The organism is Alsobacter sp. (assembly GCF_059501845.1).
This window is the reverse complement of the sequence record NZ_JCACDK010000018.1, coordinates 1,333,474-1,355,869: the sequence shown is the minus strand read 5'-3', so window position 1 is coordinate 1,355,869 and position 22,396 is coordinate 1,333,474. Positions and strand designations below refer to the sequence as shown.

Annotated in this window: 21 protein-coding genes; 9 read left to right on the top strand and 12 right to left on the bottom strand. The window is 69.2% G+C overall.

Annotation, left to right across the window (positions count from 1 at the left end):
* The first annotated feature begins 150 nt into the window (after positions 1 to 150).
* Together AC5JCN_RS21285 and AC5JCN_RS21280 are read left to right on the top strand one after the other, a co-directional pair.
* Positions 151 to 357: a hypothetical protein gene (locus tag AC5JCN_RS21285; RefSeq protein ID WP_495757089.1), complete on the top strand. Its 207-nt coding sequence runs from the start codon at positions 151 to 153 to the stop codon at positions 355 to 357.
* Positions 358 to 462: 105 nt separating this feature from the next.
* Positions 463 to 2,013: an amidase gene (locus tag AC5JCN_RS21280; RefSeq protein ID WP_495757088.1), complete on the top strand. Its 1,551-nt coding sequence runs from the start codon at positions 463 to 465 to the stop codon at positions 2,011 to 2,013.
* A 7-nt stretch (positions 2,014 to 2,020) separates the two neighbouring features.
* Here the strand turns inward: AC5JCN_RS21280 and AC5JCN_RS21275 are convergent, their stop codons facing one another.
* The 9 genes from AC5JCN_RS21275 to tam form a co-directional block, all read right to left on the bottom strand.
* On the bottom strand, positions 2,021 to 2,782 hold the full coding sequence (locus AC5JCN_RS21275) for an ABC transporter permease (RefSeq protein ID WP_495757087.1): 762 nt from the start codon (positions 2,780 to 2,782) through the stop codon (positions 2,021 to 2,023).
* Positions 2,779 to 3,705: an ABC transporter ATP-binding protein gene (locus AC5JCN_RS21270; RefSeq protein WP_495757086.1), complete on the bottom strand. Its 927-nt coding sequence runs from the start codon at positions 3,703 to 3,705 to the stop codon at positions 2,779 to 2,781. Before AC5JCN_RS21270 ends, AC5JCN_RS21275 begins: the two co-directional genes overlap by 4 nt.
* A gap of 308 nt (positions 3,706 to 4,013) precedes the next feature.
* Positions 4,014 to 5,441, bottom strand: coding sequence for a gamma-aminobutyraldehyde dehydrogenase (locus AC5JCN_RS21265; protein ID WP_495757085.1), 1,428 nt, complete (start codon positions 5,439 to 5,441; stop codon positions 4,014 to 4,016).
* An 11-nt stretch (positions 5,442 to 5,452) separates the two neighbouring features.
* On the bottom strand, positions 5,453 to 6,268 hold the full coding sequence (locus AC5JCN_RS21260; RefSeq protein WP_495757084.1) for an ABC transporter permease: 816 nt from the start codon (positions 6,266 to 6,268) through the stop codon (positions 5,453 to 5,455).
* Positions 6,258 to 7,205: an ABC transporter permease gene (locus AC5JCN_RS21255; protein ID WP_495757083.1), complete on the bottom strand. Its 948-nt coding sequence runs from the start codon at positions 7,203 to 7,205 to the stop codon at positions 6,258 to 6,260. The genes AC5JCN_RS21260 and AC5JCN_RS21255 overlap by 11 nt, the downstream gene beginning before the upstream one ends.
* Entirely contained in the window at positions 7,202 to 8,263 is a 1,062-nt protein-coding gene (locus AC5JCN_RS21250; protein WP_495757082.1) for an ABC transporter ATP-binding protein, read from the bottom strand. The genes AC5JCN_RS21255 and AC5JCN_RS21250 overlap by 4 nt, the downstream gene beginning before the upstream one ends.
* A gap of 213 nt (positions 8,264 to 8,476) precedes the next feature.
* Positions 8,477 to 9,628 carry an ABC transporter substrate-binding protein gene (locus AC5JCN_RS21245; protein ID WP_495757081.1) on the bottom strand — a complete coding sequence of 384 codons (1,152 nt, stop codon included), beginning with the start codon at positions 9,626 to 9,628 and terminating at the stop codon, positions 8,477 to 8,479.
* Positions 9,629 to 9,756: 128 nt separating this feature from the next.
* A complete protein-coding gene (locus AC5JCN_RS21240) occupies positions 9,757 to 10,665 on the bottom strand; it encodes a LysR family transcriptional regulator (RefSeq protein WP_495757080.1) in 909 nt (302 codons plus the stop codon).
* Positions 10,666 to 10,776: 111 nt separating this feature from the next.
* Positions 10,777 to 11,544, bottom strand: a complete 768-nt coding sequence (gene tam / locus AC5JCN_RS21235) for a trans-aconitate 2-methyltransferase (RefSeq protein ID WP_495757079.1) — start codon at positions 11,542 to 11,544, stop codon at positions 10,777 to 10,779.
* Positions 11,545 to 11,865: 321 nt separating this feature from the next.
* Between tam and minC the strand changes: the two genes are divergently transcribed.
* From minC to AC5JCN_RS21200, 7 genes are all read left to right on the top strand, one after another.
* Complete coding sequence (minC, locus tag AC5JCN_RS21230) at positions 11,866 to 12,561, top strand: septum site-determining protein MinC (RefSeq protein ID WP_495757078.1); 696 nt, start codon at positions 11,866 to 11,868, stop codon at positions 12,559 to 12,561.
* A 21-nt stretch (positions 12,562 to 12,582) separates the two neighbouring features.
* Entirely contained in the window at positions 12,583 to 13,395 is an 813-nt protein-coding gene (minD, locus tag AC5JCN_RS21225; RefSeq protein WP_495757077.1) for a septum site-determining protein MinD, read from the top strand.
* On the top strand, positions 13,392 to 13,664 hold the full coding sequence (minE, locus tag AC5JCN_RS21220) for a cell division topological specificity factor MinE (RefSeq protein WP_495757076.1): 273 nt from the start codon (positions 13,392 to 13,394) through the stop codon (positions 13,662 to 13,664). The genes minD and minE overlap by 4 nt, the downstream gene beginning before the upstream one ends.
* A gap of 178 nt (positions 13,665 to 13,842) precedes the next feature.
* Positions 13,843 to 15,411 carry an FGGY-family carbohydrate kinase gene (locus tag AC5JCN_RS21215; RefSeq protein ID WP_495757075.1) on the top strand — a complete coding sequence of 523 codons (1,569 nt, stop codon included), beginning with the start codon at positions 13,843 to 13,845 and terminating at the stop codon, positions 15,409 to 15,411.
* Positions 15,404 to 16,444 carry a 2-hydroxyacid dehydrogenase gene (locus AC5JCN_RS21210; protein WP_495757074.1) on the top strand — a complete coding sequence of 347 codons (1,041 nt, stop codon included), beginning with the start codon at positions 15,404 to 15,406 and terminating at the stop codon, positions 16,442 to 16,444. Before AC5JCN_RS21215 ends, AC5JCN_RS21210 begins: the two co-directional genes overlap by 8 nt.
* A 13-nt stretch (positions 16,445 to 16,457) precedes the next feature.
* Entirely contained in the window at positions 16,458 to 17,504 is a 1,047-nt protein-coding gene (locus tag AC5JCN_RS21205) for a class II aldolase/adducin family protein (protein WP_495757073.1), read from the top strand.
* Between the two features lie 62 nt (positions 17,505 to 17,566).
* Positions 17,567 to 18,868: an FGGY-family carbohydrate kinase gene (locus AC5JCN_RS21200; RefSeq protein WP_495757072.1), complete on the top strand. Its 1,302-nt coding sequence runs from the start codon at positions 17,567 to 17,569 to the stop codon at positions 18,866 to 18,868.
* 60 nt (positions 18,869 to 18,928) lie between these two features.
* On the opposite strand, the gene AC5JCN_RS21195 is transcribed toward AC5JCN_RS21200, so the two are convergent.
* From AC5JCN_RS21195 to leuA, 3 genes are all read right to left on the bottom strand, one after another.
* Positions 18,929 to 19,189: a hypothetical protein gene (locus AC5JCN_RS21195; protein ID WP_495757071.1), complete on the bottom strand. Its 261-nt coding sequence runs from the start codon at positions 19,187 to 19,189 to the stop codon at positions 18,929 to 18,931.
* 115 nt (positions 19,190 to 19,304) lie between these two features.
* Entirely contained in the window at positions 19,305 to 20,576 is a 1,272-nt protein-coding gene (gene otnK / locus AC5JCN_RS21190; RefSeq protein ID WP_495757070.1) for a 3-oxo-tetronate kinase, read from the bottom strand.
* A gap of 15 nt (positions 20,577 to 20,591) precedes the next feature.
* Positions 20,592 to 22,277 (bottom strand): 2-isopropylmalate synthase, encoded by a 1,686-nt coding sequence (leuA, locus tag AC5JCN_RS21185; RefSeq protein WP_495757696.1) that lies wholly within the window; start codon positions 22,275 to 22,277, stop codon positions 20,592 to 20,594.
* Positions 22,278 to 22,396 lie beyond the last annotated feature (119 nt).

Genomic DNA, 22,396 nt, shown 5'->3' with positions numbered 1-22,396 from the left:
GCAACACCGTTACGCAACCTTGGCCGGTACGAATTTCGACGGATGGCGCGGCGGCACAATCCTCGCATTCCTTACTCCCTGGCCCCGCTCCTGCGTGGGGAAGACTGGACGGGGGCTGGCGTGCTGGATCTCAGGCGGACCGCGGACGACATGAGACGGGCCATCTCGGAAGGCGAAGAGCTCGTCACGCGACAGCGCCGCATGATCAAGCGCCTGAGGCTCGCCGACGCCGACTGCGACGAGGCGATCACCATGCTGGTGCGCACCAAGTTCCTCGTCGACGAGACACGAACGGCCCTGGAGGCCATCGAGGCGGATATCGCCAGGCTCGAGGCGATGCCCGCCCACGCCTGCTGAGCCCCCGGGCGAAGGGCGGTATTCCGCCAGCATGCTTCTGGCTGCGGCCCTGCCCCGCTAACCTCCCCTCCGGCAAGTTCGAGGGTAATGGCGAGGGAGGACACCGTGACGTCACCGCAGGCCAGGCCGGGCGGCTTCGCCGCCGACCTTCCCCCACCCGAGGTCGGCAGCACACCCGAGCCATCCGGTGCAGACCGGGAATTCCGTCTCGCGGCCGCCTTCACCCGGGCGACGCCCGCGCCGGCCTTCGCCGGCGGCGAGGTGCCGGACGGGCCGGTGCACACGCTCGGGGTGGGTGAACTCCTGTCGGGCTACCGCTCCGGCGCCCTCGACCCACGCGACGTGCACGCCGCCCTGCTGGCGCGCATCGCGTCCCACCCGCGCGGCGGCGAGGCGGTGATCGCCCGCGTGCCCGGCGCCGAGGAAGCGGCACAGGAAAGCGCAGCGCGCTGGAAGGCGGGACGAGCCCGCCCGCTCGAGGGCGTTCCCTTCGGCGTCAAGGACATCGTCGATGCCGCCGGCGCCCGCGTCACCTGCGGCTCAGTCTTCACCGGCGACCGCGTTGCTGAGAAGGACGCCACTGTGGTCGCGCGGCTTCGCGAGGCCGGCGCGGTCCCCTTCGTCATGACGTCGACGACGGAGTACGCGGTCGGCTCGGTGCACAACCCGCGCTACGGGATCGTGCGAAACCCCTGGAATTCTGAGCGCTGGACGGGCGGATCCTCGAAGGGTTCCGGCAGCGGGCTCGCCGCGCGCTTCTTCCCGCTCGCGCTCGGCACTGACACGGGCGGATCGATCCGCATCCCGTCCTCCTGGTGCGGCATCACGGGGCTGAAGCCGACGCGCGGGCTGGTGCCGCGCACCGGCGTCGCCTCGCTCTCCTGGACACTCGACCATGTCGGCCCGATGGGCCGCTCGGCGGCCGACCTCGCGCTGGCCATGCCGCACATGGCCGGGCCCGATGGTCAGGACGAGCTCGCTCACGGCGAGTTCGACGGGTCCAGGGCGCGCGACGGCCTGCGTGGCCTGCGTGTCGGCGTGCCGTCGGGCTGGCTGGTCGAGAAAGTCGATGCCGCGGTGCTGGTAGCATGGCGAGAGGCGCTGGACGTGATGAAGGGCGAGGGCGCCATCCTCGTGCCGGTCGATCTCGGCCGGCTCGGCGTGGCGTGGGACCTCGGCTACCGCATCATGTTCTGCGAACTCGCCGCCCTGCACCACGGCCGCTGGGACCAGCTGGACCGCTTCGACAAGGGCCTGCGCACCCGCCTCGAACAGGGGCTTGCGCAGCCCGCGACCGCCTATATCGAGGCACTGCGGATGCGCTCCGTCATCCAGCGCGAGGTTCTGGCCGGCATGGCGGGGGTGGACGTGGTCGTCGCGCCCGGCGTCGGCACCGAGGCGGGGCACATCTCCGACCTCACGGCGGAGGTGGACGGGGTGCGCCATCCATTCCCGGACGTCATCGCCCGCAACACCATGCCGTTCGACTATACGGGCCAGCCCGCGCTCGTGCTGCCCTCCGGGCTCAACGGCAACGGCATGCCGGTGGCCATCCAGATCATCGGCCGCTTCTTCGACGAGGCGCTGGTGCTGTCGGCCGGTGCCGCTTTCCAGCGGGTGACCACCCATCACCTCAACGCCCCGCCGGAGCATTGAGACCGCGTCAGGTCTTCAGGCGGTAGCCCGTGCGGAACACCCAGGCGATGGCGGCGAGGCAGAGCGCCATGAACACGCCCGTCATGAGCACGCTGACACCGACGCTCACGTCCGAGATGCCGAAGAAGCTCCAGCGGAAGGCGCTGACGAGGTAGATCACGGGGTTGAACAGAGCGATCGTCTGCCAGGCGGGCGGCAGCATGGACACGGAATAGAAGCTGCCGCCGAGGAACGCCAACGGCGTCACGACGAGCGTCGGAACAATCTGCAGCTTGTCCCAGCTCGTCGCCCACAGGCCGATCAGGAAGCCGAACAGGCTGAAGGTGACGGCCGTCGAGATCAGAAAGCCCAGCATCCAGACGGGATGCGCAACGGAGAAGGGCACGAAGATCCGCGCGGTGACGAGAATGACCAGGCCGAGGAGCACCGACTTCGTGGCCGCCGCTCCGACATAGCCCAGAACCATTTCCAGCGGCGAGACGGGAGCGGACAGCACCTCGTAGATGGTGCCGGCAAAGCGCGGCATGTAGATGCCGAAGGAAGCGTTGGAGATGCTCTCCGTCAGGATGGAGAGCATGATGAGCCCCGGCACGATGAAAGCGCCGTAGGTAACCCCGTCGATCTCGGCCATGCGCGAGCCGATGGCCGAGCCGAAGACGACGAAGTAGAGAGAGGTCGTGATGACCGGGGCCGCGAGGCTCTGCGCCAGCGTGCGGATCCAGCGCGACATCTCGAAGCGGTAGATGGCGGAAACGGCGTACCAGTTCATGGCCGCCCCCTGACGAGGCTGACGAAGATCTCCTCCAGCGAGCTCTCGCGGGTTTGGAGGTCGCGGAAGTCGATGCCGTGTTCCCCCAGCCGGCGCAGCAAGCCGGCGATGCCGGTCCGCTCGCCCTGCGTGTCGAAGGTGTAGGTGAGCACCGTTCCATCTTGCGAGAGATCCAGCGCCTCGCCCGCGAGTGCCGCGGGAAGTACGGCGAGCGGCTCGCGCAGGTTGAGGATCAGCTGCTTCTTGCCCAGCTTCTCGATTAGGCTCGCCTTTTCTTCGACCACCACGATCTCGCCGCCAGAGATGACGCCGATGCGGTCGGCCATCTCCTCCGCCTCCTCGATATAGTGGGTGGTGAGGATGATGGTGACGCCGCGATCGCGCAGGCCCCGCACCACCTCCCACATGCTGCGGCGCAGCTCCACGTCGACGCCAGCCGTCGGCTCGTCGAGAAACAGCACGCGCGGCTCGTGCGACAACGCCTTGGCAATCATCACGCGGCGCTTCATGCCGCCGGAGAGCGTCATGATCTTCGAGTCGCGCTTGTCCCACAGCGAGAGGTCGCGCAGCACCTGCTCGACCATCTTGGGGTTCTTCGGCTTGCCGAACAGGCCGCGGCTGAAGGTGACCGTGTTCCACACGGTCTCGAACATGTCGGTGTGGAGTTCCTGCGGCACGAGGCCGATCGTGGCGCGTGCGGCGCGGTAGTCGCGCTGGATGTCGTGCCCGTCGACGGTGATCTTGCCTTCCGACGGCGTGACGAGCCCGCAGACGACGCCGATCAGCGTCGTCTTGCCGGCACCGTTGGGCCCGAGCAGGGCGAAGATCTCACCCCGCTCGATCGTGAGATCGACGGACTTCAAAGCCTGGAAGCCGCCGGCATAGGTCTTGGACAGACCTTCGACAGCGATGATGGCTGGCACGGAGAGGGAATCCTGATGCAGGGGGTGCCGGGCCCCGCCCCCGCGAGCCGGCGCCGTTCATATAGCGCTCCGCCGGGCCGGGGGGAACCCTGCCGAGTTCGGGGCAAGGCTGGGCACGCACGCCCTCGGCCGTCATCCCGGCCGGAGCGCAGCGGAGAGCCGGGATCCAGGAACACCGAGCGTGGTGGTCCTGGCTCCGGGGACCGGTGACAGGTGGCCCTCACCCCTGCCCCTCTCCCAACATGGGAGAGGGGTTCCCCGCGCCTGATCTGGCAGAGACGTGTCCGTTACCGTGGTGGGTCGAGGGATCAGCCCGTCTTGACCATGACGTGGCGGACGACGGTGTAGTCCTCCAGCGCGTAGACGCTCATGTCCTTGCCGTAGCCCGACTGCTTCAGCCCGCCATGCGGCATCTCGTTGACCAGCATGAAGTGGCAGTTCACCCAGGTGCAGCCGTATCGGAGTCGGGCGGCCGTCTCCATGGCCCTGGAGACGTCGCGCGACCACACCGACGAGGCGAGGCCGTAGTCGCTGTCGTTGGCCCAGCCTACGGCCTCGTCGACATCGGTGAAGCGGGTGACGGAGACGACGGGGCCGAACACCTCGCGGCGGACGATCTCGTCGGACTGGCGCGCCCCGGCCACGACCGTCGGCTCGTAGAAGAAGCCCTTGCCGGACGTGGTCTTGCCGCCGGCCGTGATCGAGACGTGCGGAAGCTCGGCGGCGCGCTCGACGAAGGAGGCGACGCGCGAGCGCTGGCGGGCCGAGATCAGCGGTCCGAGGTCGTTGTCGTCGTCGCTCGCCTGGTTGAAGCGCAGGCCGGAGACCTTGGACGAGAGGTCCGCCACGAGCCGGTCGTAGACCTTGGGCCCGGCGTAGACGCGGCAGGCGGCCGTGCAGTCCTGCCCGGCATTGTAGTAGCCGAAGGTGGCGAGCCCCTCGACGACCGCGTCGATGTCGGCATCGTCGAAGACGACGACGGGAGCCTTGCCGCCGAGCTCCAGATGCGTGCGCTTCACAGATCGGGCTGCGGCGGTGAGCACCTTCTTGCCGGTCGCGATGTCGCCGGTGAGCGAGATCATCGCCACGCCGGGATGATCGATGAGGCGCTGCCCCACTGTCTCCCCGCGGCCCACGACGACGTTGACGACCCCCTCGGGGAAGATCTCAGCCATCAGGCGGGCCAGCTTCAGCATGGTGAGCGGCGTCTGCTCGGAGGGCTTGATGACGACGGTGTTGCCGCCCGCTAGAGCCGGGGCGAGCTTCCAGGCCGCCATCATCAGCGGGTAGTTCCACGGCGCGATGGAGGCGACGACGCCGATCGGGTCGCGCCGGATCATCGAGGTGTGGCCGGGCAGGTACTCACCGGCGAGCATGCCGTGCGGCACGCGCACCGCACCGGCGAAGAAGCGGAAGCAGTCGACGATGGCGGGGATCTCGTCGCGCAGCACGGCGTGGCGCGGCTTGCCGCAGTTCTGGGCCTCCAGCGCGGCGAAGCCCTCGGCGTCGGCCTCGATCCGATTGGCGAGCCTCAGCAGAAGGCCAGAGCGCTCGGACGGCGTGGTGCGCGACCACGAGGCAAAGGCGGCGCCGGCGGCCTTGACGGCCTGGTCGACCTGGTCAGCGTTGGCCTCGGCGAGTTCGAGGATCACCGCCTCGGTCTTGGGGTCGAGCACCGTCTCGGCCGTTTCGGTTCCAGCGACGAACTTGCCGCCAATGAGCATCGCGGTGTCCATGGGGGTTCTCCTCATTTTCCCGAGCCGGCCACCTCGTCCCCGTCCTTCGTCAGGTAGTAGGCGAGGACGATGGGGATGACGGTGACGGCGATGATGAAGACGGCCACGACATTGGTGATCGGCCGCTGCCGGGGACGGATGAGCTCGGTGAGCATCCAGATCGGCAGGGTCGTCTGCTGGCCGGCGGTGAAGGTGGTGACGATGACCTCGTCGAAGGACAGCGCGAAGGCGAGCATGCCGCCCGCAAGCAGCGCGGTCCCGATGTTGGGCAGGATGACGTGGCGGAAGGTCTGGAAGCTGTCGGCCCCCAGGTCCATCGAGGCCTCGATGAGCGCCGGGGAGAGCCGGCGGAGCCTGGCGACGGCGTTGTTGTAGACAATGACGATGCAGAACGTCGCGTGGCCCAGCACGATGGTCCACATGGAGAACGGGATGTCCATGACGCTGAAGGCTGAGCGCAGTGCCATGCCGGTGATGATGCCGGGCAACGCGATGGGCAGGATCAGCAGCAGCGAGATGGGCTCGCGGCCGAAGAACGTCGCCCGCGCCAGCGCCCCCGCGGCCAGCGTGCCGAGAATGAGGGCAAGCAGGGTGGCGACCGTCGCCACCTGGAGGGAGAGGCCGATGGCGGCCCAGATATCCTGGCGTTCCCAGGCGACGCCGAACCACTTCAACGTGTAGCCCGGCGGCGGGAAGGCGTAGCTCTTCTCCTCCGTCGTGAAGGCGTAGAGGATGATGAAGGCCAGCGGCACGTGCATGAAGAGCAGGCCGAATCCGGCCGCGACCTTCAGGCCGAGCGGGGCGCGGGCGAGGCGGTCAGAGCGCATCGAAGGCTCCCGTCCGCTTGGCGACCACGAGGAACACCCCCATGACGAGGATGGGCACCACGGCGAAGGCGGCGGCCAGCGGGATGTTCCCGGCCGTGCCCTGCAGCGTGTAGACGGCCTGGCCCAGGACAAGGGCCGAGGTGCCAACGATCTGCGGGACGATGTAGTCGCCCAGCGTCAGCGAGAAGGTGAAGATGGCGCCGGCGATCACGCCCGGCATGGCCAGGGGCAGCACCACGGTGCGGAAGGTGAGCCCGGGTGCGGCCCCGAGGTCGGCGGACGCCTCCAGCAGGTTGGAGGGCACGCGCTCCAGAGCCGCCTGGATGGGCAGGATCATGAAGGGCAGCCAGAGATAGACGAAAACCAGCGTCATCCCCGTGTAGCTGACAGAGAGCGACGGTCCGCCGACGACGGGCAGGGCGAGCCAGGCATCCAGCACGCTGCCGAGGCCGAGGCCGTTGGCCGCCCAGCTGATCACGCCTTCCCTGGCCAACAGCAGCTTCCAGGCATAGACCTTGACGAGGTAGCTCGACCACAGCGGCATCATGATCGCGAGGTAGAACAGGGCCTTGACCCGGCCGCGGGCATAGCGCGCCGCGTAGTAGGCGACGGGGAAGCCGATCAGCGCGGAGACCACGGTGACGACCGCCGAGATGGAGACGGTCCGCAGCAGGATGTCGAGATTGGCCGGGGCCAGCAGCTCGCCATAGGTGGACAGCGTCGGCTCGTAGACGACGGTGCCGGCGAACTCGTCTATCGAGAAGAAGCTGTAGGCGAGCAGCGCAAACAGGCTGCCGAGATAGACGATGCCGAGCCACAGGACGGGTGGCGTGAGCAGCAACAGGACGAGCAGCCCGCGCCGGCGCACCAGCACGTCGGACACGCGCCTCCAGACGCTCTCGCGCGGCTGCGGCAGCTCGAGGGCGGCGATGCTCACGCGTCCACCAGCGGGTTGAGGTCGGAGGGCTGCACGACCAGCCGGACGGGCAGGCCCGGCGCGAGCCAGTCGGCATCGCGGGCCGGGACGAGCGCCGCAATCTCCAGCCCCTCGGCCGTGGTGGCGACGATCCGGCGGGCGGCACCCTGGTAGAGCACGCTCTGCACCGTGGCGGCGATGCCCTGTGACGCATTGGCGTGCACCACGCCGATCTTCTCCGGCCGCAGCGAGGCGGGTGCAGGCGCCGCTCCGAGGGCTCGGGCCTGCGCGGCCGTCAGGACGTTGGCGCTGCCGACAAAGCCGGCGACGAAGGCGGTGCGCGGGCGCTCGTAGATGTCCTCGGGAGCTCCTACCTGCTGGATGCGGCCGTGGTCGAACACGGCGACGCGGTCCGCCATGGACAGGGCCTCGCCCTGGTCATGCGTGACGAAGACGAAGGTGAGCCCGAGGGAACGCTGCAGCGCCTTGAGCTCCAGCTGCATTTCTTCGCGCAACTTGAGGTCGAGTGCGCCGAGAGGTTCATCCAGAAGTAGCACCTTCGGACGCACGACGAGTGCCCGGGCCAGGGCCACCCGCTGGCGCTGTCCACCGGAGAGCTGGCCCGGGCGGCGCTGCTCCATGCCGGCGAGCTTGACGAGGGCGAGCGCCTCGCGGGCGAGCTTCTCGCGCTCGGCGCGGCCGACGCCGCGCACCATGAGCCCGTAGGCGACGTTCTCGCCGACGCTCATGTGCGGAAAGAGGGCGTAGTCCTGGAAGACGGTGTTCACCGAACGGCGGTAGGGCGGCACGCCCTCGACAGGCTCGCCGAAGATGCTGATATGGCCGCCGTCGGGCTGCTCGAAGCCGGCGATCAGGCGCAGGCAGGTCGTCTTGCCGGAGCCGGACGGACCGAGCATGGCGTAGAATTCGCCCGGAGCGATGGCGAGGTCGACGGCATCGACGGCTCGCACCTCTCCGAACTGGCGCGACACCCGCTCGAAGCGGACGGCGTCGGCACCGCCCTGGTCGGCGAAGCCGGTTTGTGAATCCTGGCGCGTAGGCCGCGCGACGAAGGTCATGTCTGTTGTCCGGATCTCGTCCGGCGCGCGGGGCCATCGCCCCGGACCGGAAACGCAAGGCGTGCCCGGCAGGCCGGCACGCATGGGTGGCAGCCCGCCCTTCCCGCACGGAAGGCGCCGGCCGGTCATCGGCCATCCCTGAAGGCCGCGGGCGTTCAACCGACGCCCGCCGCGGCAGTGCCCGGGCCGGTTTGTTCGGCCCGGGTCGAAGGGTCAGCGGCCGCCGAGGACGGCGATGTAGTCCGACACCCAGCGGTAGTAGGGCACGCAGCCGTTCGGCTGGCTGGCGCACTTGGCGACCGGGGTGCGCCAGAAGGCGATGCGCTCGAACTCGCCGGCGCCGTTGGTCTCGCAGCCCTTGTCGGTCAGCAGTTCGTTGCCCTTGCAGGCGGCGGGGACGCTGGGGACGGAGCCGAACCAGGCGGCGAGATCGCCCTGCACCTTCGGGTCGAGCGAGTGCTCCATCCACATGTAGGCGCAGTTCGGGTGCTTGGCCTCGGAGTGCATCATTGTCGTGTCGGCCCAGCCGGTCGCGCCTTCCTGCGGGATGGTGGAGGCGATCGGCTTCTTCTGGCTCTGCAGCAGGTTCACCTGGAACGGCCAGGACGAGGAGGCGATGACGCCCTCATTGGTGAAGTCGTCGACCTGCTTCATGGCGTCGTGCCAGTAGCGCTGCACGAGGACGCGCTGCTTGCGCAGCAGGTCGAGGGCCGCCTTGTACTGGTCCTCATTCAGCTCGTAGGGGTCCTTGATGCCGAGCTCGGGCTTGGTCTTGGACAGATAGAGCGCGGCGTCGGCGATATAGATCGGGCCGTCGAAGGCCTGGATGCGTCCCTTGTTCGACTTGCCGTCGGAGAGCGTCTGCTCCTCGAACACGACCGCCCAGCTCTTCGGGGCCTCCTTGAAGACCTCTGTGTTGTACATCAGGACGTTGGAGCCCCACTGATAGGGCACGCCGTAATGGACGTTGTTGACGGTGTGCCACGGCGCGCTCTGCAGCCGCGGATCGACCTTCGACCAGCTCGGGATCAGCTTGGGGTTGATCGGCTGGACGCGCTTGCCGGCGATGAGGCGCAGCGAGGCATCGCCGGAGGCGGTCACGAGGTCGAAGCCGCCTTCGTTCATCAGGGCGACCATCTCGTCCGAGGTGCCGGCGGTCTTCACGTTGACCTTGCAGCCGGTCTTCTTCTCGAAGCTGGTGACCCAGTCATAGGCCTTGTCGGTCTCGCCCCGCTCGATGTAGCCGGGCCATGCCACGATATCGACCTGGCCCTCGCCCTTGCCGATCGAGGTCTTCTCGGCCGCAACGGCCGCGCCCACCAGGGCGATGCTGGCCACCAGGCCCAGCGTCATCACTGCGCGCATCGTCTCATCCTCCTCCATTGCGTCGCGACGGCCGGGCCATCGCGCGCCCCTTCCTGATGGTGATCGAACGGTAAAGGCCCCGCCACACCAAAGGAGAGAAGGCTGCCATCGGGAATTCCGATAGCTGGTCAGCGGGTGCGGGGCGCCGGGCGCGTGGCAGCGACTGCGACGAAGCCCGTCGCCGCGGCATTGAGGGGGGAGCCGCGGCGCCAGGCCGTCGCGACTTCCACCGCGGGCAGTTCCTCGACGACGCTGCGCGCCTCGATCCTGTCGCCTTCCAGCGACCACGGGCGGTAGGTCATGTCGGGAAGGATCGCGACGCCTGCTCCTGTCGCGACCAGGCTGCGAACGGCTTCGACCGACCGGGTGCGATAGGCGATGGGCGGGCGTACGCCGAGTTGCCGCCAGGCGATCTCCGCCGCCTCGGCGATCTCGTCCACGGCCAGCAGGACGTGCGGCTCCGCAGCCAGCTGGGCGAGGCTGACGCGCTCGGCCACAGCGGCGGCGTGACCGAGCGGCAACCACACGCGGTAGGGAGAAACCTCGACCACCTCGGTCTGCAGCGCCGACGAATTCCTCCCCGGATTCAGCACCATCACCGCGACGTCGAGCTCTCCGCCGACGAGCAGGTGCTCGAGATACTCGCCCGTGTCCTCGACGGCCTCGACCCGCACGTCGGGGAAGGCCCGCCGGTAGCGGGCGAGGAGGTCCGGCAGGATGTAGGCGGCCACCAGCGGCGTGATGCCGATGGCGAGCCTACCCGAGACCGGGCTTGCATCCGCCGTCAGCGCGCGGCGGGCATGGGCGACCTCGGACAGGATGCGGTCGGCGTGGCGGAGGAACTGATGTCCCTTGAAGGTCAGGTCGACGCCGCGGCCGTGCCTGTCGAGCAGCCGAAGGCCGAGATCGGCCTCCAGATCGCGCAGCGATTCGGTAACCGTCGACTGCGAGATCGACAGCGCCTGCGCCGCGGCCGACACCGATCCGTGCTCGGCGACGGCGACGAAATACTGGATCTGGCGCAGCGAGAAGACCATGGGCCCGTGCGGCACAGTCTAGGCCCGGTGCCGGCCGGCTTGAAGAGAAATCGGCGGCGCCGTTCGGAATTTCCGTGACAGCAGGCCAGACCCCGGAATCGCCGGCCCCGCTCAGGCCACCTGGGCAACGATGAACAGGCGTGGGAAGGGCAGGAGAACCTCGCCTGTCGGCCGCGCAGGGTACGCCGCCGCAACTTCCGATCGGTACTCGGTGAGAAAAGCCTCACGCTCCGGCCCGGAGAGCGGAGCCAGATAGGGCCGCAGGCCCGTCCCCATCACCCACTGCACCACGGCCTCCGAATCGGCGAGCACGTGGACATAGGCGGTGCGCCAGATGTCGAGGGAGCGGGCGAGCGGCCGCAGCAGGTCGAAATAGGCGCCCTGGGCAAGCAGGCTGTCGCGCGTCACGCCTGCGAGCCGCGCCGCCCAGGGTCCGCGGGCCGCGACCCTGCGCATCAGGGCATGGGTGGGCTCATCCAGGTTGTCGGGCATCTGCACCGCCAGCCAGCCGCCAGAGGCCAGCAGACCCATCAGGCGGCGAAACAGGCGTGCATGGTCAGGCAGCCATTGCAGGACGGCGTTGGCGAACAGCACGTCGCAGGGTGCTTCGGGCGACCAGCTGGCCACGTCGGCCTCGAGGAACTCCGCGCCGGGAAGGCGCAGGCGCGCGGCGGCGAGCATGTCGGGCGCAGTGTCCACGCCGACTACCCGCGCCTGCGGGTAGCGGCGGCACAGCAGTTCGGTGCTGTTGCCCGGACCGCAGCCGATGTCGGCGACGAGCCCCGGCTCGACGGCCCCGACGCGTGCGAGCAGGTCCGCCGCCGGGCGGGTCCTCTCGTCCTCGAAGCGCAGGTACTGCGCGGCGTTCCAGTCCGTCATCGTGATTCTCCGCTCAACCGACATTCCTCCCGCAGGACAACTCCCGGTATGGCGCCACTGCAGGCGGGCGACGCACCCGCAAGGGCCAAAATGCTGCCGCCGGCCCGCCACACTGTTGAACAGCAAAGGCAATCCGCATTCGACGACGGCCCGCACGACATTTCACGGGCGCCCGCATGGCGCGAAACGGGACAGCGGTACCTAAAACCCCAGATAGAAATGCGAAACTTCCATGAACAGAAAATTGAAGTCGAGGCCTCCGGTTAACCGGTCGTTAACCATGCTCCTTCCACAAACAGGGGCATCGGGGGACTACGACTCGTGACCATTTCCACACCACGCCCACGCCACTCCATCCGCTTCCGGGGCCGGTCGTTCCTGGCGCTCGTTCTGGCGCCGGAGGCACCGCTCGAGGAGTGGCTCAAGGATCTCGACGCCTGGCTCGAGCGCTCGCCCGGCTTCTTCATGGGCCGGCCGGTTGTGCTCGACGTGACTGCCCTCACGGTCGAGAAAGCCGAGCTGGCGGGCCTCGTTGCCGACCTGATGAAGCGCGAGATCCGCGTCATGGCGGTGGACGGGGTCGACCAGTCGATGGTCGGGCTCGGACTGCCTCCGCAGCTGGCGAATTCGCGCCAGAGCGGGCTCGCCGACGTACTCGACGCGCAGTCCCGGGCTGCCGCGCCGCACCCCCAGCCGATGATCGTCGACGGCACCGTGCGATCGGGCCAGTCGATCATCTTTCCGCAGGGCGACGTCATCGTCATGGGTTCCGTCTCCTCGGGGGCGGAGGTCATCGCGGGGGGCTGCATCCACGTCTACGGCGCCCTGCGCGGGCGGGCCATCGCAGGCTCCGCCGGCAATGCACAGGCGCGCATCTATTGCCGAAAGTTCGAGGCCGAACTCGTCGCCATAGACGGTCTCTACAGGACCGCCGACGAACTCGAGCCGCAGCTGCGTGGTCGACCGGTCCAGGCCCGGCTCGACGGTGACGCAATCCTCATAACAGCCCTGGACTGACAGCGGAGCGGGGAACAGACAATGGCGAAGGTCCTGGTCGTCACATCAGGCAAGGGCGGGGTGGGAAAGACCACTTCGACCGCGGCCCTCGGCGCAGCGCTGGCGCAGCGAGGCGAGAACGTCTGCGTCGTCGACTTCGACGTCGGGCTGCGCAACCTGGATCTCATCCTGGGAGCCGAGCGCCGCGTCGTCTACGACTTCATCAACGTCGTGCAGGGCGACGCGAAGCTCGCCCAGGCGCTGATCAAGGACAAGCGCATCGACACGCTGTCGTTGCTCCCGGCCTCGCAGACGCGCGACAAGGACGCGCTCACCGAGGAGGGAGTTGCCAAGGTCATGGAAGAGCTTCGCGAGAAGTTCGACTGGGTCATCTGCGACAGCCCCGCCGGCATCGAGCGCGGCGCCCAGCTCGCCATGCGGCACGCCGACACGGCGGTGGTGGTTACCAACCCCGAAGTCTCTTCCGTCCGCGACAGTGACCGCATCATCGGCCTGCTCGACAGCAAGACCGAGCGCGCCGAGCGGGGCGAGAAGATCGAGAAGCACCTGCTCCTCACCCGCTACGACTCGACGCGCGCCGACCGCGGCGAGATGCTGAAGACCGACGACATCCTCGAGATCCTGGCGATCCCGCTGCTGGGCATCATCCCGGAGAGCGAGGAGGTGCTGCGCGCCTCCAACATCGGCTCGCCCGTCACCCTGAACAATCCCGCCAGCGCCCCTGCCAAGGCCTATGTGGACGCGGCGCGCCGTCTCACTGGAGAAAGCATCCCGATGGTGGTGCCCTCCGAACGCAAGAGCTTCCTGGACAAGCTGTTCCGGAGGGCCGCATGAACATCTTCAGCCTGTTCAGCAGGCGTAGGTCCGCGCCGGTGGCGCGGGATCGCCTGCAGATCCTCCTGGCGCACGAACGCACGGTCACCGGGAGGGTCGACCTCGTCGGCATCCTGCGTGAGGAAATCCTCGCCGTGATCGGCCGCCACATCCCGCTCGCTCCCGAGCGGGTGCGTGTGCGTATGGAGCGCGGCGACGTGCTCTCCACGCTCGAGGTCGAGGTCGATATTCCGACCCAGGCCCGCGTGCGGATCGCACTCGCGTCCTGATCCGTCTCCGTCTCCGGACGGCCTGCCCCGGCTCCACGAGGAGCCGGGTTTTCGGCGTCAGGCCATGCTGCGATGCAGCATCGAAACGCCTTGACGGCGTCGCGGAGCGGCGGACACGTGTCCACCCGACACCCGGTCGGACCGCCGAACCGGGCAGGCAAGCGCGGATCGGCAGGGCATGAAGCGGGACATCATCATCGGCATCGATGCCGGCACATCCGTCATCAAGTCCATCGCCTTCGATCTCGGCGGGCGGCAGGTGGCGATCTCGTCCCGGCCGAACTCCTACGTCTCCGTGGCCGAGGGCGGTGTCGAACAGGACATGGCGCGAACCTGGTCCGACACCGCCGCGACGCTGCGCGGCCTCGCAGACCTCGTTCCGAACCTCGCCGACCGTACCGCAGTGGTGGCCGTGACGGGCCAGGGCGACGGCACCTGGATGATCGACGCGGATGGCCGCCCGGTCCATGACGGCTGGCTCTGGCTCGACGTGCGCGCCGGGCAGATGGTCGACGACATCCGGTCGACGCCGAAGGTGCACGACCTCTACCGGCTCACCGGCGCCGGACTCGCCGCCTGCCAGCAGGGGCCTCAGCTGCTGTGGCTGAAGACGCGCCGGCCCGACCTCGTCGAGAAGGCTGCCACCGCCTTCCACCCGAAGGACTGGCTCTATTTCCGCCTGACGGGCGAGCGCGCGACCTGCCCGGCCGAGGCGACGTTCACCTTCGGCGATTTCCGCACCCGCGCCTATGAGCCGCGCGTGCTCGACATCCTCGGCATCTCCGACCTCGCCCGCCTTCAGCCGCGCATCGTCGACGGCACGCGGGAGGTCGGTGCGCTCTCCGCCGCGGCGGCGGCCGAATGCGGCCTCGGCGAGGGAACGCCGGTGGCTCTGGCCTATCTCGACGTCATCTGCACGGCGCTGGGCGCCGGCGTCTATGAGCCGGGCATCGCGACCGGGTGTACCGTCGTCGGCTCCACCGGCATGCACATGCGCTTCGTGCCGAGCGCGGCCGAGGTGACGCTGAACGCGGATGCCACCGGGTACACCATGGCGTTCCCGCTGCCCGGCGCCTATGCGCAGATGCAGTCGAACATGGCCTCGACGCTCAACATCGACTGGCTGCTGAACCTCGCCGTCGGCATTCTCGGCGACGCCGGCGTGCAGCGCGAGCGGGCCGACCTGCTGAAGGGCCTCGACGAGCGCGTAATGGCGGCCGAGCCCGGCAGCGTGCTCTACCATCCCTACATCTCCGAGGCCGGCGAGCGGGGGCCCTTCGTCGATCCCACCGCCCGCGCGCAGTTCCTGGGCCTCAACCTGCGCACCGGCTTCAACGAGCTGATGCGCGGCGTCTACGAGGGGCTCGCCTTCGCGTCCCGCGATTGCTACTCGGCCATGGGCGCCATCCCGGCCGAGATCCGCGTCACCGGAGGGGCGGCGCGCAGCAAGGCGCTGCGCACCATCCTCGGCGCGGTGCTGGAGCGGCCGGTGCGAACGATGAAGCGCGAAGAGGCCGGTGCCGCGGGCGCTGCCATGATCGCGGCCGTCGGCACGGGCATTTACCCCGACATGGATTCCTGCGTCGCGGAATGGGTGACCCCCCTCCTGGACGACCCCTTGCCGGTCGACACGGCGCTGGCCAGGCGCTACGAACCGCTCTTCCCCGTCTACGTGGAGGCCAGGCGCCAGACCAAGCCGGTCTGGCGTGCCCTGCAGAGCATCCGGAGTCCAGTCGAACATGGGTAAGGTCATCGCGGTCATCGGAGACCGCTTCATGCTGCCGTCGATCTTCGAGCAGAAGATCGTGGCGGCCTGCGGCCACGGTCACACGATCCGCACCTTCGAGCAGCCCTGGCCCGACGAGCCGATGATGCACGGCTACGAGAGCAAGGGCCTTGCCGGGCTGAAGGAATACATGGGCGAGCCGGACGAGATCGTCGACTTCGTCGGCGACGCCGAGATCTTCGTGACGCACCTCGCGCCGCTCTCCGGCGAGATGATAGAGCGCCTGCCTGCCCTGAAGCTGGTGGCCGTCTCGCGCGGCGGTCCGGTGAACATCGACATGAAGGAAGCCCGGGCCCGGGGCATCCGGGTCGTCAACACGCCCGGCCGCAATGCGAGCGCGGTCGCCGAGTTCGCGCTGGGCGCCATCCTCGCCGAGACCCGGATGATCCGGGTCGGCCACGAGGCGTTGCGCAGGGGCGAGTGGCGAGGCGACCTCTACCGCGCCGACGTAACCGGCCGTGAGCTCTCCGAGATGACGGTGGGCGTCATCGGCTACGGCGCCATCGGCACGCGGGTGGTGAAGCTGCTGAAGGCGTTCGGCTGCCGCATCCTCGTCGCCGACCCCTATGTCCAGCTCACCGCGCAGGACCGTGCCAACGGTGTGGAGCATGTCGACCTCGAGGCCCTGCTCACGCAGTCCGACGTGGTCACGCTGCATGCCCGCGTCACGCCCGAGACGACTGGCTTCATCGACGCGGCGGCCTTCGCCCGGATGAAGCCTGGCACGACCTTCGTGAACACGGCGCGTGGGCCGATGGTCGACTATGCCGCCCTCTACGACGCGCTGGCCTCCGGCCACCTGCGTGGGGCCATGCTGGAGACCTTCGCGGTCGAGCCGGTGCCGCCGGATTGGCCGTTGCTGCAACTCCCGAACGTGACGCTCACTCCGCACATCGCCGGCGCTTCGGTGAAGACGGTTACCTTCGCGGCCGAGCAGGCCGCCGAGGAAGTCCGGCGCTATATCGCCGGCGAGCCGCTCGTCAACGTCTGCTGAGCGGAGCCCAGCCATGGCACAGTCCAGAACGATCTCGGACGAGGAAGGCCTCCTCGCCCTGTCGGAGCGCGTCGGCAGCGACCCGGCGCTGGTGCAGGGGCCCGGCGGCAACGTATCCCTGAAGGGCGGCGGCGTCCTCTGGGTGAAGGCGTCGGGAACGTGGCTCGCCCATGCCCGGCAGAAGCCCATCATGGTGCCGCTCGACCTCGACCGGTTGCGCTCGGCTTTCGAGGCCGGCGACCCCGCCTGCGAGAGCTGCGTCGACTTCGTCCGGCAGGACCTCAACGCCGACAGGCTGCGGCCCTCCATCGAGACGACCTTTCACGCGATGATGCCGCAGCGGGTCGTGGTGCACGTGCATTGCGTCGAGACCATCGCGACGGCCGCACGCACAGACGCCGCCGCCGTTCTGGCCGAGAGGCTGGCCGGGCTGAACTGGGCGCTTGCCGAGTACCGCCGGCCCGGCGTGCCGCTGACGCGCGCCATCGAGGCCGTGCGCAAGCCCGACACCAACGTCGTGGTGCTGGCCAATCACGGCCTCGTCGTCGCCGGTGAAACGGTGGAAGCGGCCGCGGCCCTGCTGGCCGACGTATCGGGACGGCTGCGCCGGCCGGCGCGGCCGGGTGGCGAACCGGACCTCGACAGGCTGAACGCGCTCGCGTCCTGCACGGCCTATGCCCCGGCACAGGACAGGCAGGCCCACGCCGTCGCTCTCGATCCAGAGTGCCTGGCCGTGGCCACTGGCGGGTCGCTCTATCCCGACCACGTCATCTTCCTCGGCCCCGGTACGGTCTCGCTGCAGGACGGCGAGAGCTTGGCCGACGCGGAGCGCCGAGCCGCGAGGCCCCTGTTGTCGATGATCGCGGTACCCGGTGCCGGCGTGCTCCTGCACGAGAGCGCGACCGCCGCCACGCAGGCCCTCGCGGGATGCCTTTCCGACGTGGCGGCGCGGCTCTATGCTGGCGACCCGCTGCACCGGCTGACCGAGGCCGACGAAGACGCCCTGGTCAATTGGGACGCGGAGAAGTACCGGCAGGCCCTCGCCCGCTCGGGCTCCTGAGCCCGGGGGCGAGCAAAGGACCTGCCGGCCATGCCGCCAGGGAACGTCCGAGGGTAGCCGCCATGAAAACCCAGTCTCCCGGCGCCGACCTCGCGCTCGGCATCGACATCGGCACGTCCGCTGTGCGTCTCGCCGCTCTCGACCGCGGCGGCGCCGTGGTGGCCTCGGCTGTGGCCGCGCTGCCCGCGCCCATCCAGGACGGGAATGGCATCACCCAGGACCCCGCCCACTGGCGCCGCGCCACGGAGGAGGCCTTTGCGGAGCTGCGCCGGCGCGTCGACCTGAAGAACGTCCGCACCCTTGCTGTGGACGGCACCTCCGGGACCGTGCTCGCCATCGACGAGAGCGGCCGGCCGCTCGCTCCGGCACGCATGTACAACGACCCCGCCCCGGCGGAAGCGGCGCTGATCGCGCCCGCCGCTCCGCTCGATACCGCGGCCCGCGGCGCGACCTCGGCCCTGGCGCGCGCCATGCGCCTGTCCTCTACTCCCGGGGCAAAGCGCATCATCCACCAGTCCGACTGGATCCTCGGCCAGTTCTGTGGACGCTTCGACGTGTCGGACGAAAACAGCGCCCTAAAGACGGGCTACGACCCGCTGACGCGCGAGTGGCCGGCGTGGATCGCCCGCACCGGCTTTGACCCCGCCATGCTTCCCGCCGTCCAGCCCGCCGGCACGCCGGTCGTGCGGCTCGACAGGGCGCAAGCCGCGGAGTGGGGGCTGGACGAGGGCTGCCTCTGCGTGGCCGGCACCACGGATGGCTGTGCCGCCTTCCTCGCCACGGGCGCGGACCGGCCCGGCGAGGGCGTGACCTCGCTGGGAACAACGCTGGTGCTGAAGCTCCTGTCCGAGATTCCGCTGTCCGCGCCGCAATACGGGCTGTACAGCCACCGCATCGGGGATACGTGGCTGGCCGGCGGCGCCTCGAATACCGGAGGTGCTGGCCTGCTCAAGTTCTTCACGGCCGACGAGATGAAGGCACTGGAGCCGCAGCTGGATCCGGAGACCCCGACAGGGCTCGACTATTACCCCCTGCCCAGCCCCGGTGAGCGTTTCCCGATCAACGACCCCGCCTTGCAGCCGCGCACGACGCCGCGGCCGGCCGATGACGCGAAGTTCCTGCAGGGGCTGCTGGAAGGCATTTCGAGCGTAGAAGCCATGGGCTATGCGCGGCTGCGTGAGCTCGGAGGGCCCGCCCTCACTTCCGTCCGCACCGTCGGCGGCGGCGCCCGGAACCGTGCCTGGACGAAGATCCGCGCGCGGGTTCTGGGCGTACCCGTGGCAGAGGCGGCGCAGACGGAAAGCGCGGTCGGAACCGCGCGGCTGGCGTGGCGCGGCCTCATGGCCGCCGCCATGGGAGGGTGACGGGGGCGGGAAAGCGGCCCTTATCGTTTGGCCGCAACGGGTCCCGCGACGCGAGACTCCCTACGTATCGGGCTGGCGGTATGGATCTTCCTCTTCGGACGCCTCGCTCCGGTCGTCAGGCGACGCGCGCTCGAGTTCGCCGAGGAGCTTGACGATGCGCGGCGGCAGCGGTTCGGAGACCGCGTGCTGGCACTCGTTCTGCAGGCCGCGCCCAATTCGCAAGCGCAATTCTGCCGCGAAGTCGGGCTGGAGCGTTTCTCGCCCGACCGTCTCGCCGTAGCTCGGGCGTTGCCCCTTGCCGTCCGATGCCTGCGCCATCATGGCCCGTCTCCGTGTGCGGAAGCGAACCTCAATGCGCGGCAGAGCCGATCGTTCTCGCGGAAACGGGAAACAGGTAAAATGCGCTGTTTCAGGGTAAACGAGCGGTAAACGCCCGTCAGCGGCTCCCGAGCGCGGCGAGCGCCTTCTCGTAGAAGCCCTCCACGCCGAAATTGCCGCTCTTCAGCGCCATGCGGACCGGACTGGGCTGCTCGGCCGCGAGCGCGGGCACGCCGGGATCGATCTCGGGGCCAACGAGCACGTCGCGGATGCCGAGAGCGGTCACGACGGCGCCGGACGTTTCACCGCCGCCGACCGCGAGCCGGTTGACGCCGGCGTCGACGAGGCCCTTCGCGACTTCGCCGAAGAAGCGCTCGATTGAACCGGCCACCTCCTCGCGCCCGAAGCGCGACTGGGCCCCGGCCACCGCATCGGGCTCGGCCGTGGAGTAGACCAGCGGCTCGCGCTCGATTGCGGACATGACGAACGAGATCGCGTCGGCCGCCGTGAGCTCGCCCCGCATCAGCGCGTCTGGATCGACCGCAAGGGCCGGGTGCGCGGCGGCATAGGCCGCGACCTGCTTGCGCGACATCACCGAGCAGGATCCGGAGAGCGCCGCTCCGGGACCCTTCACGGGGGTGTAGCGGGCCGCATTCGCCCCCAGCAAGCCCTGCTCCCGGAAGTTGGCCGGCAGCCCCAGTGCGATGCCGGAGCCGCCCGTCACGAGGGCATGGGAGGCGACGGCCTTGCCGATGACGCGCAGATCGTCGTCGCTGACGGCATCGACCACCACGAGGCGCCGCCCGGCCGCGGCCTCGGCCGCGCACGCAGCCGCGACGGCTTCCGCACCCTTGTGCACGACCGCGAGCGGCACCAGCCCGACCTCGCCGCGCGTCTGCAAGGCGAGCCAGCGCCGGATGTCCGGATCGGTCATCGGGTTCAGCGGGTGCTTCTCCATCCCGGATTCGCTCAGCAGGCGGCCGCCGACGAAGAGATGACCAAGGTAGAGGGTACGCCCCGTTGCCGGGAAAACCGGGCAGACCACCGCGACGCCGGTGCCCAGCGCATCCAGCAACGCCTCGGCGACCGGGCCGATGTTCCCCTCCGGCGTCGAATCGAAGGTCGAGCAGTACTTGAAGAGGAACTGCCGGCAGCCCTGCTGCTTCAGCCAGGCGAGCGCCTGCAGCGACTGGCGCACCGCCTCGCCGGGCGCGATGGAGCGGGTCTTCAGCGACACGACCCCGGCCTCGCATCCCTGCGGGGCGGGTCCGACCGGCACGCCGAAGAACTGGATCGTCGCCATGCCGCCCGCCGGCCCATCACCCTTGGCAAGCGTGTTGGCGAGGTCGCTCGCCCCGGTGAAGTCGTCGGCGATGCAGCCCAGAAGCATGGCGTCCCTCTCGTCTCAGCGCTCCGCGCCGCTGTCGCGCAGGTGGCGGTTCACCGCCCCGCATATGGCGCGCAGCGACGCCATGACGATGTTGCGGTCGAGGCCGACGCCGAACAGGAACTGCTCGCCCAGCCTGATCTCGACATAGGCGATGGCGTTGGCGTTGGCGCCGCTGCCGATCGCATGCTCGCGGTAGTCGACGACCTCGAAGTGCACGCCCGCCGCACGGCGGAACGCGTCGACGAAGCCGTCGATCGGCCCGGTGCCCACGCCGGTGATCGTCCGCTCGACCCCGTCGTCACGGATCTTGGCGCTGATGCGGTCCTTGCCGTCGCCCTCGCCGCTCGGCTCGGTGCGGTACTCCACCACGTCGAAGCGCCCCCCCGAGAGGTACTCGCCCTGGAACTCCTGCCAGAGCCGGTCGGAGGGCAGCTCGCGCCCTTCCCCGTCCGCGATGGCCTGGACGACGCGGCTGAACTCGATCTGCAGGCGGCGGGGCAGCTCCAGCCCGTGCTCGCGCTCCAGGATGTAGGCAATCCCACCCTTGCCGGACTGGCTGTTGATGCGGATCACCGCCTCATAGGTCGAGCCGACATCCTTCGGGTCGATGGGCAGGTAGGGCACTTCCCAGTACGGGCTGCCGGAAGCTGAAAGCGCCTTGAAGCCCTTGTTGATCGCGTCCTGGTGGGAGCCGGAAAACGCCGTGAAGACCAGCTCGCCCGAATAGGGGTGGCGGGGATGCACGGGCAGCTGCGTGCAGTGCTCGGCGATGCGCACGGTCTCGCGGACGCTGGAAAAATCGAGGTTGGGATCGACGCCCTGCGTGTAGAGGTTCAGCGCCAGCGTCACGATGTCGACGTTGCCTGTGCGCTCGCCATTGCCGAAGAGCGTGCCCTCGACACGGTCGGCGCCGGCCATCAAGGCGAGCTCCGTGGCGGCCACGGCGCAGCCGCGGTCGTTGTGCGGGTGCAGCGAAAGGATGATCGAGTCGCGGTCGCGGACGTGGCGCAGAAACCACTCGATCTGGTCGGCATAGATGTTCGGCGTCGACATCTCGACGGTGGCGGGCAGGTTGAGGATGACGGGGTTCTGCGGCGTCGGTTGCCACACCTCCATCACCGCCTCGCAGATGTCCTTGGCGTAGTCGAGCTCGGTGCCGGTGAAGCTCTCGGGCGAGTACTGGTAGACCACCTCGCCATCGCCGTGCTCGCCGGCCTCCTTCAGGCGGTGGATCAGCCTCGCCCCGGTCACGGCGAGGTCGATGACCTCCTTGCGATCCATGCGGAAGACGACACGGCGCTGCAGCTCGGAGGTCGAGTTGTAGAGGTGGACGATGGACCGGCGCGCGCCGCGGATGCCCTCGAAGGTGCGGCGGATCAGGTCCTCGCGCGACTGCGTCAGCACCTGGATGGTGACGTCGTCAGGGACCAGGCCCTTCTCGAGGACGAGCCGGCAGAAGTCAAAATCCGTCTGCGACGCGGCGGGGAAGCCGACCTCGATTTCCTTGAAGCCGATGCGCAGCAGGGTGTCGAAGAGCAGCCGCTTGCGGTCCGGCCCCATGGGATCGATGAGCGCCTGGTTGCCGTCGCGCAGGTCGACGCTGCACCAGGCGGGAGCGCGGTCGATGACCTTGTCCGGCCAGGTACGGTCCGGCAGGCTCACCTGCGGGTAGGGACGGTACTTGGCGTTCGCCTTCTGCATCATGGGTGTCGGCTCCGCGCATATGCCGGCGGGCCGGCTCCGCACCGGTGCGATAGCCCAGCCCTCTCGCGCGCGCCACTGGAAAAGCGGGTGCGGCGGCCTGTGGGACTAAGCGGATC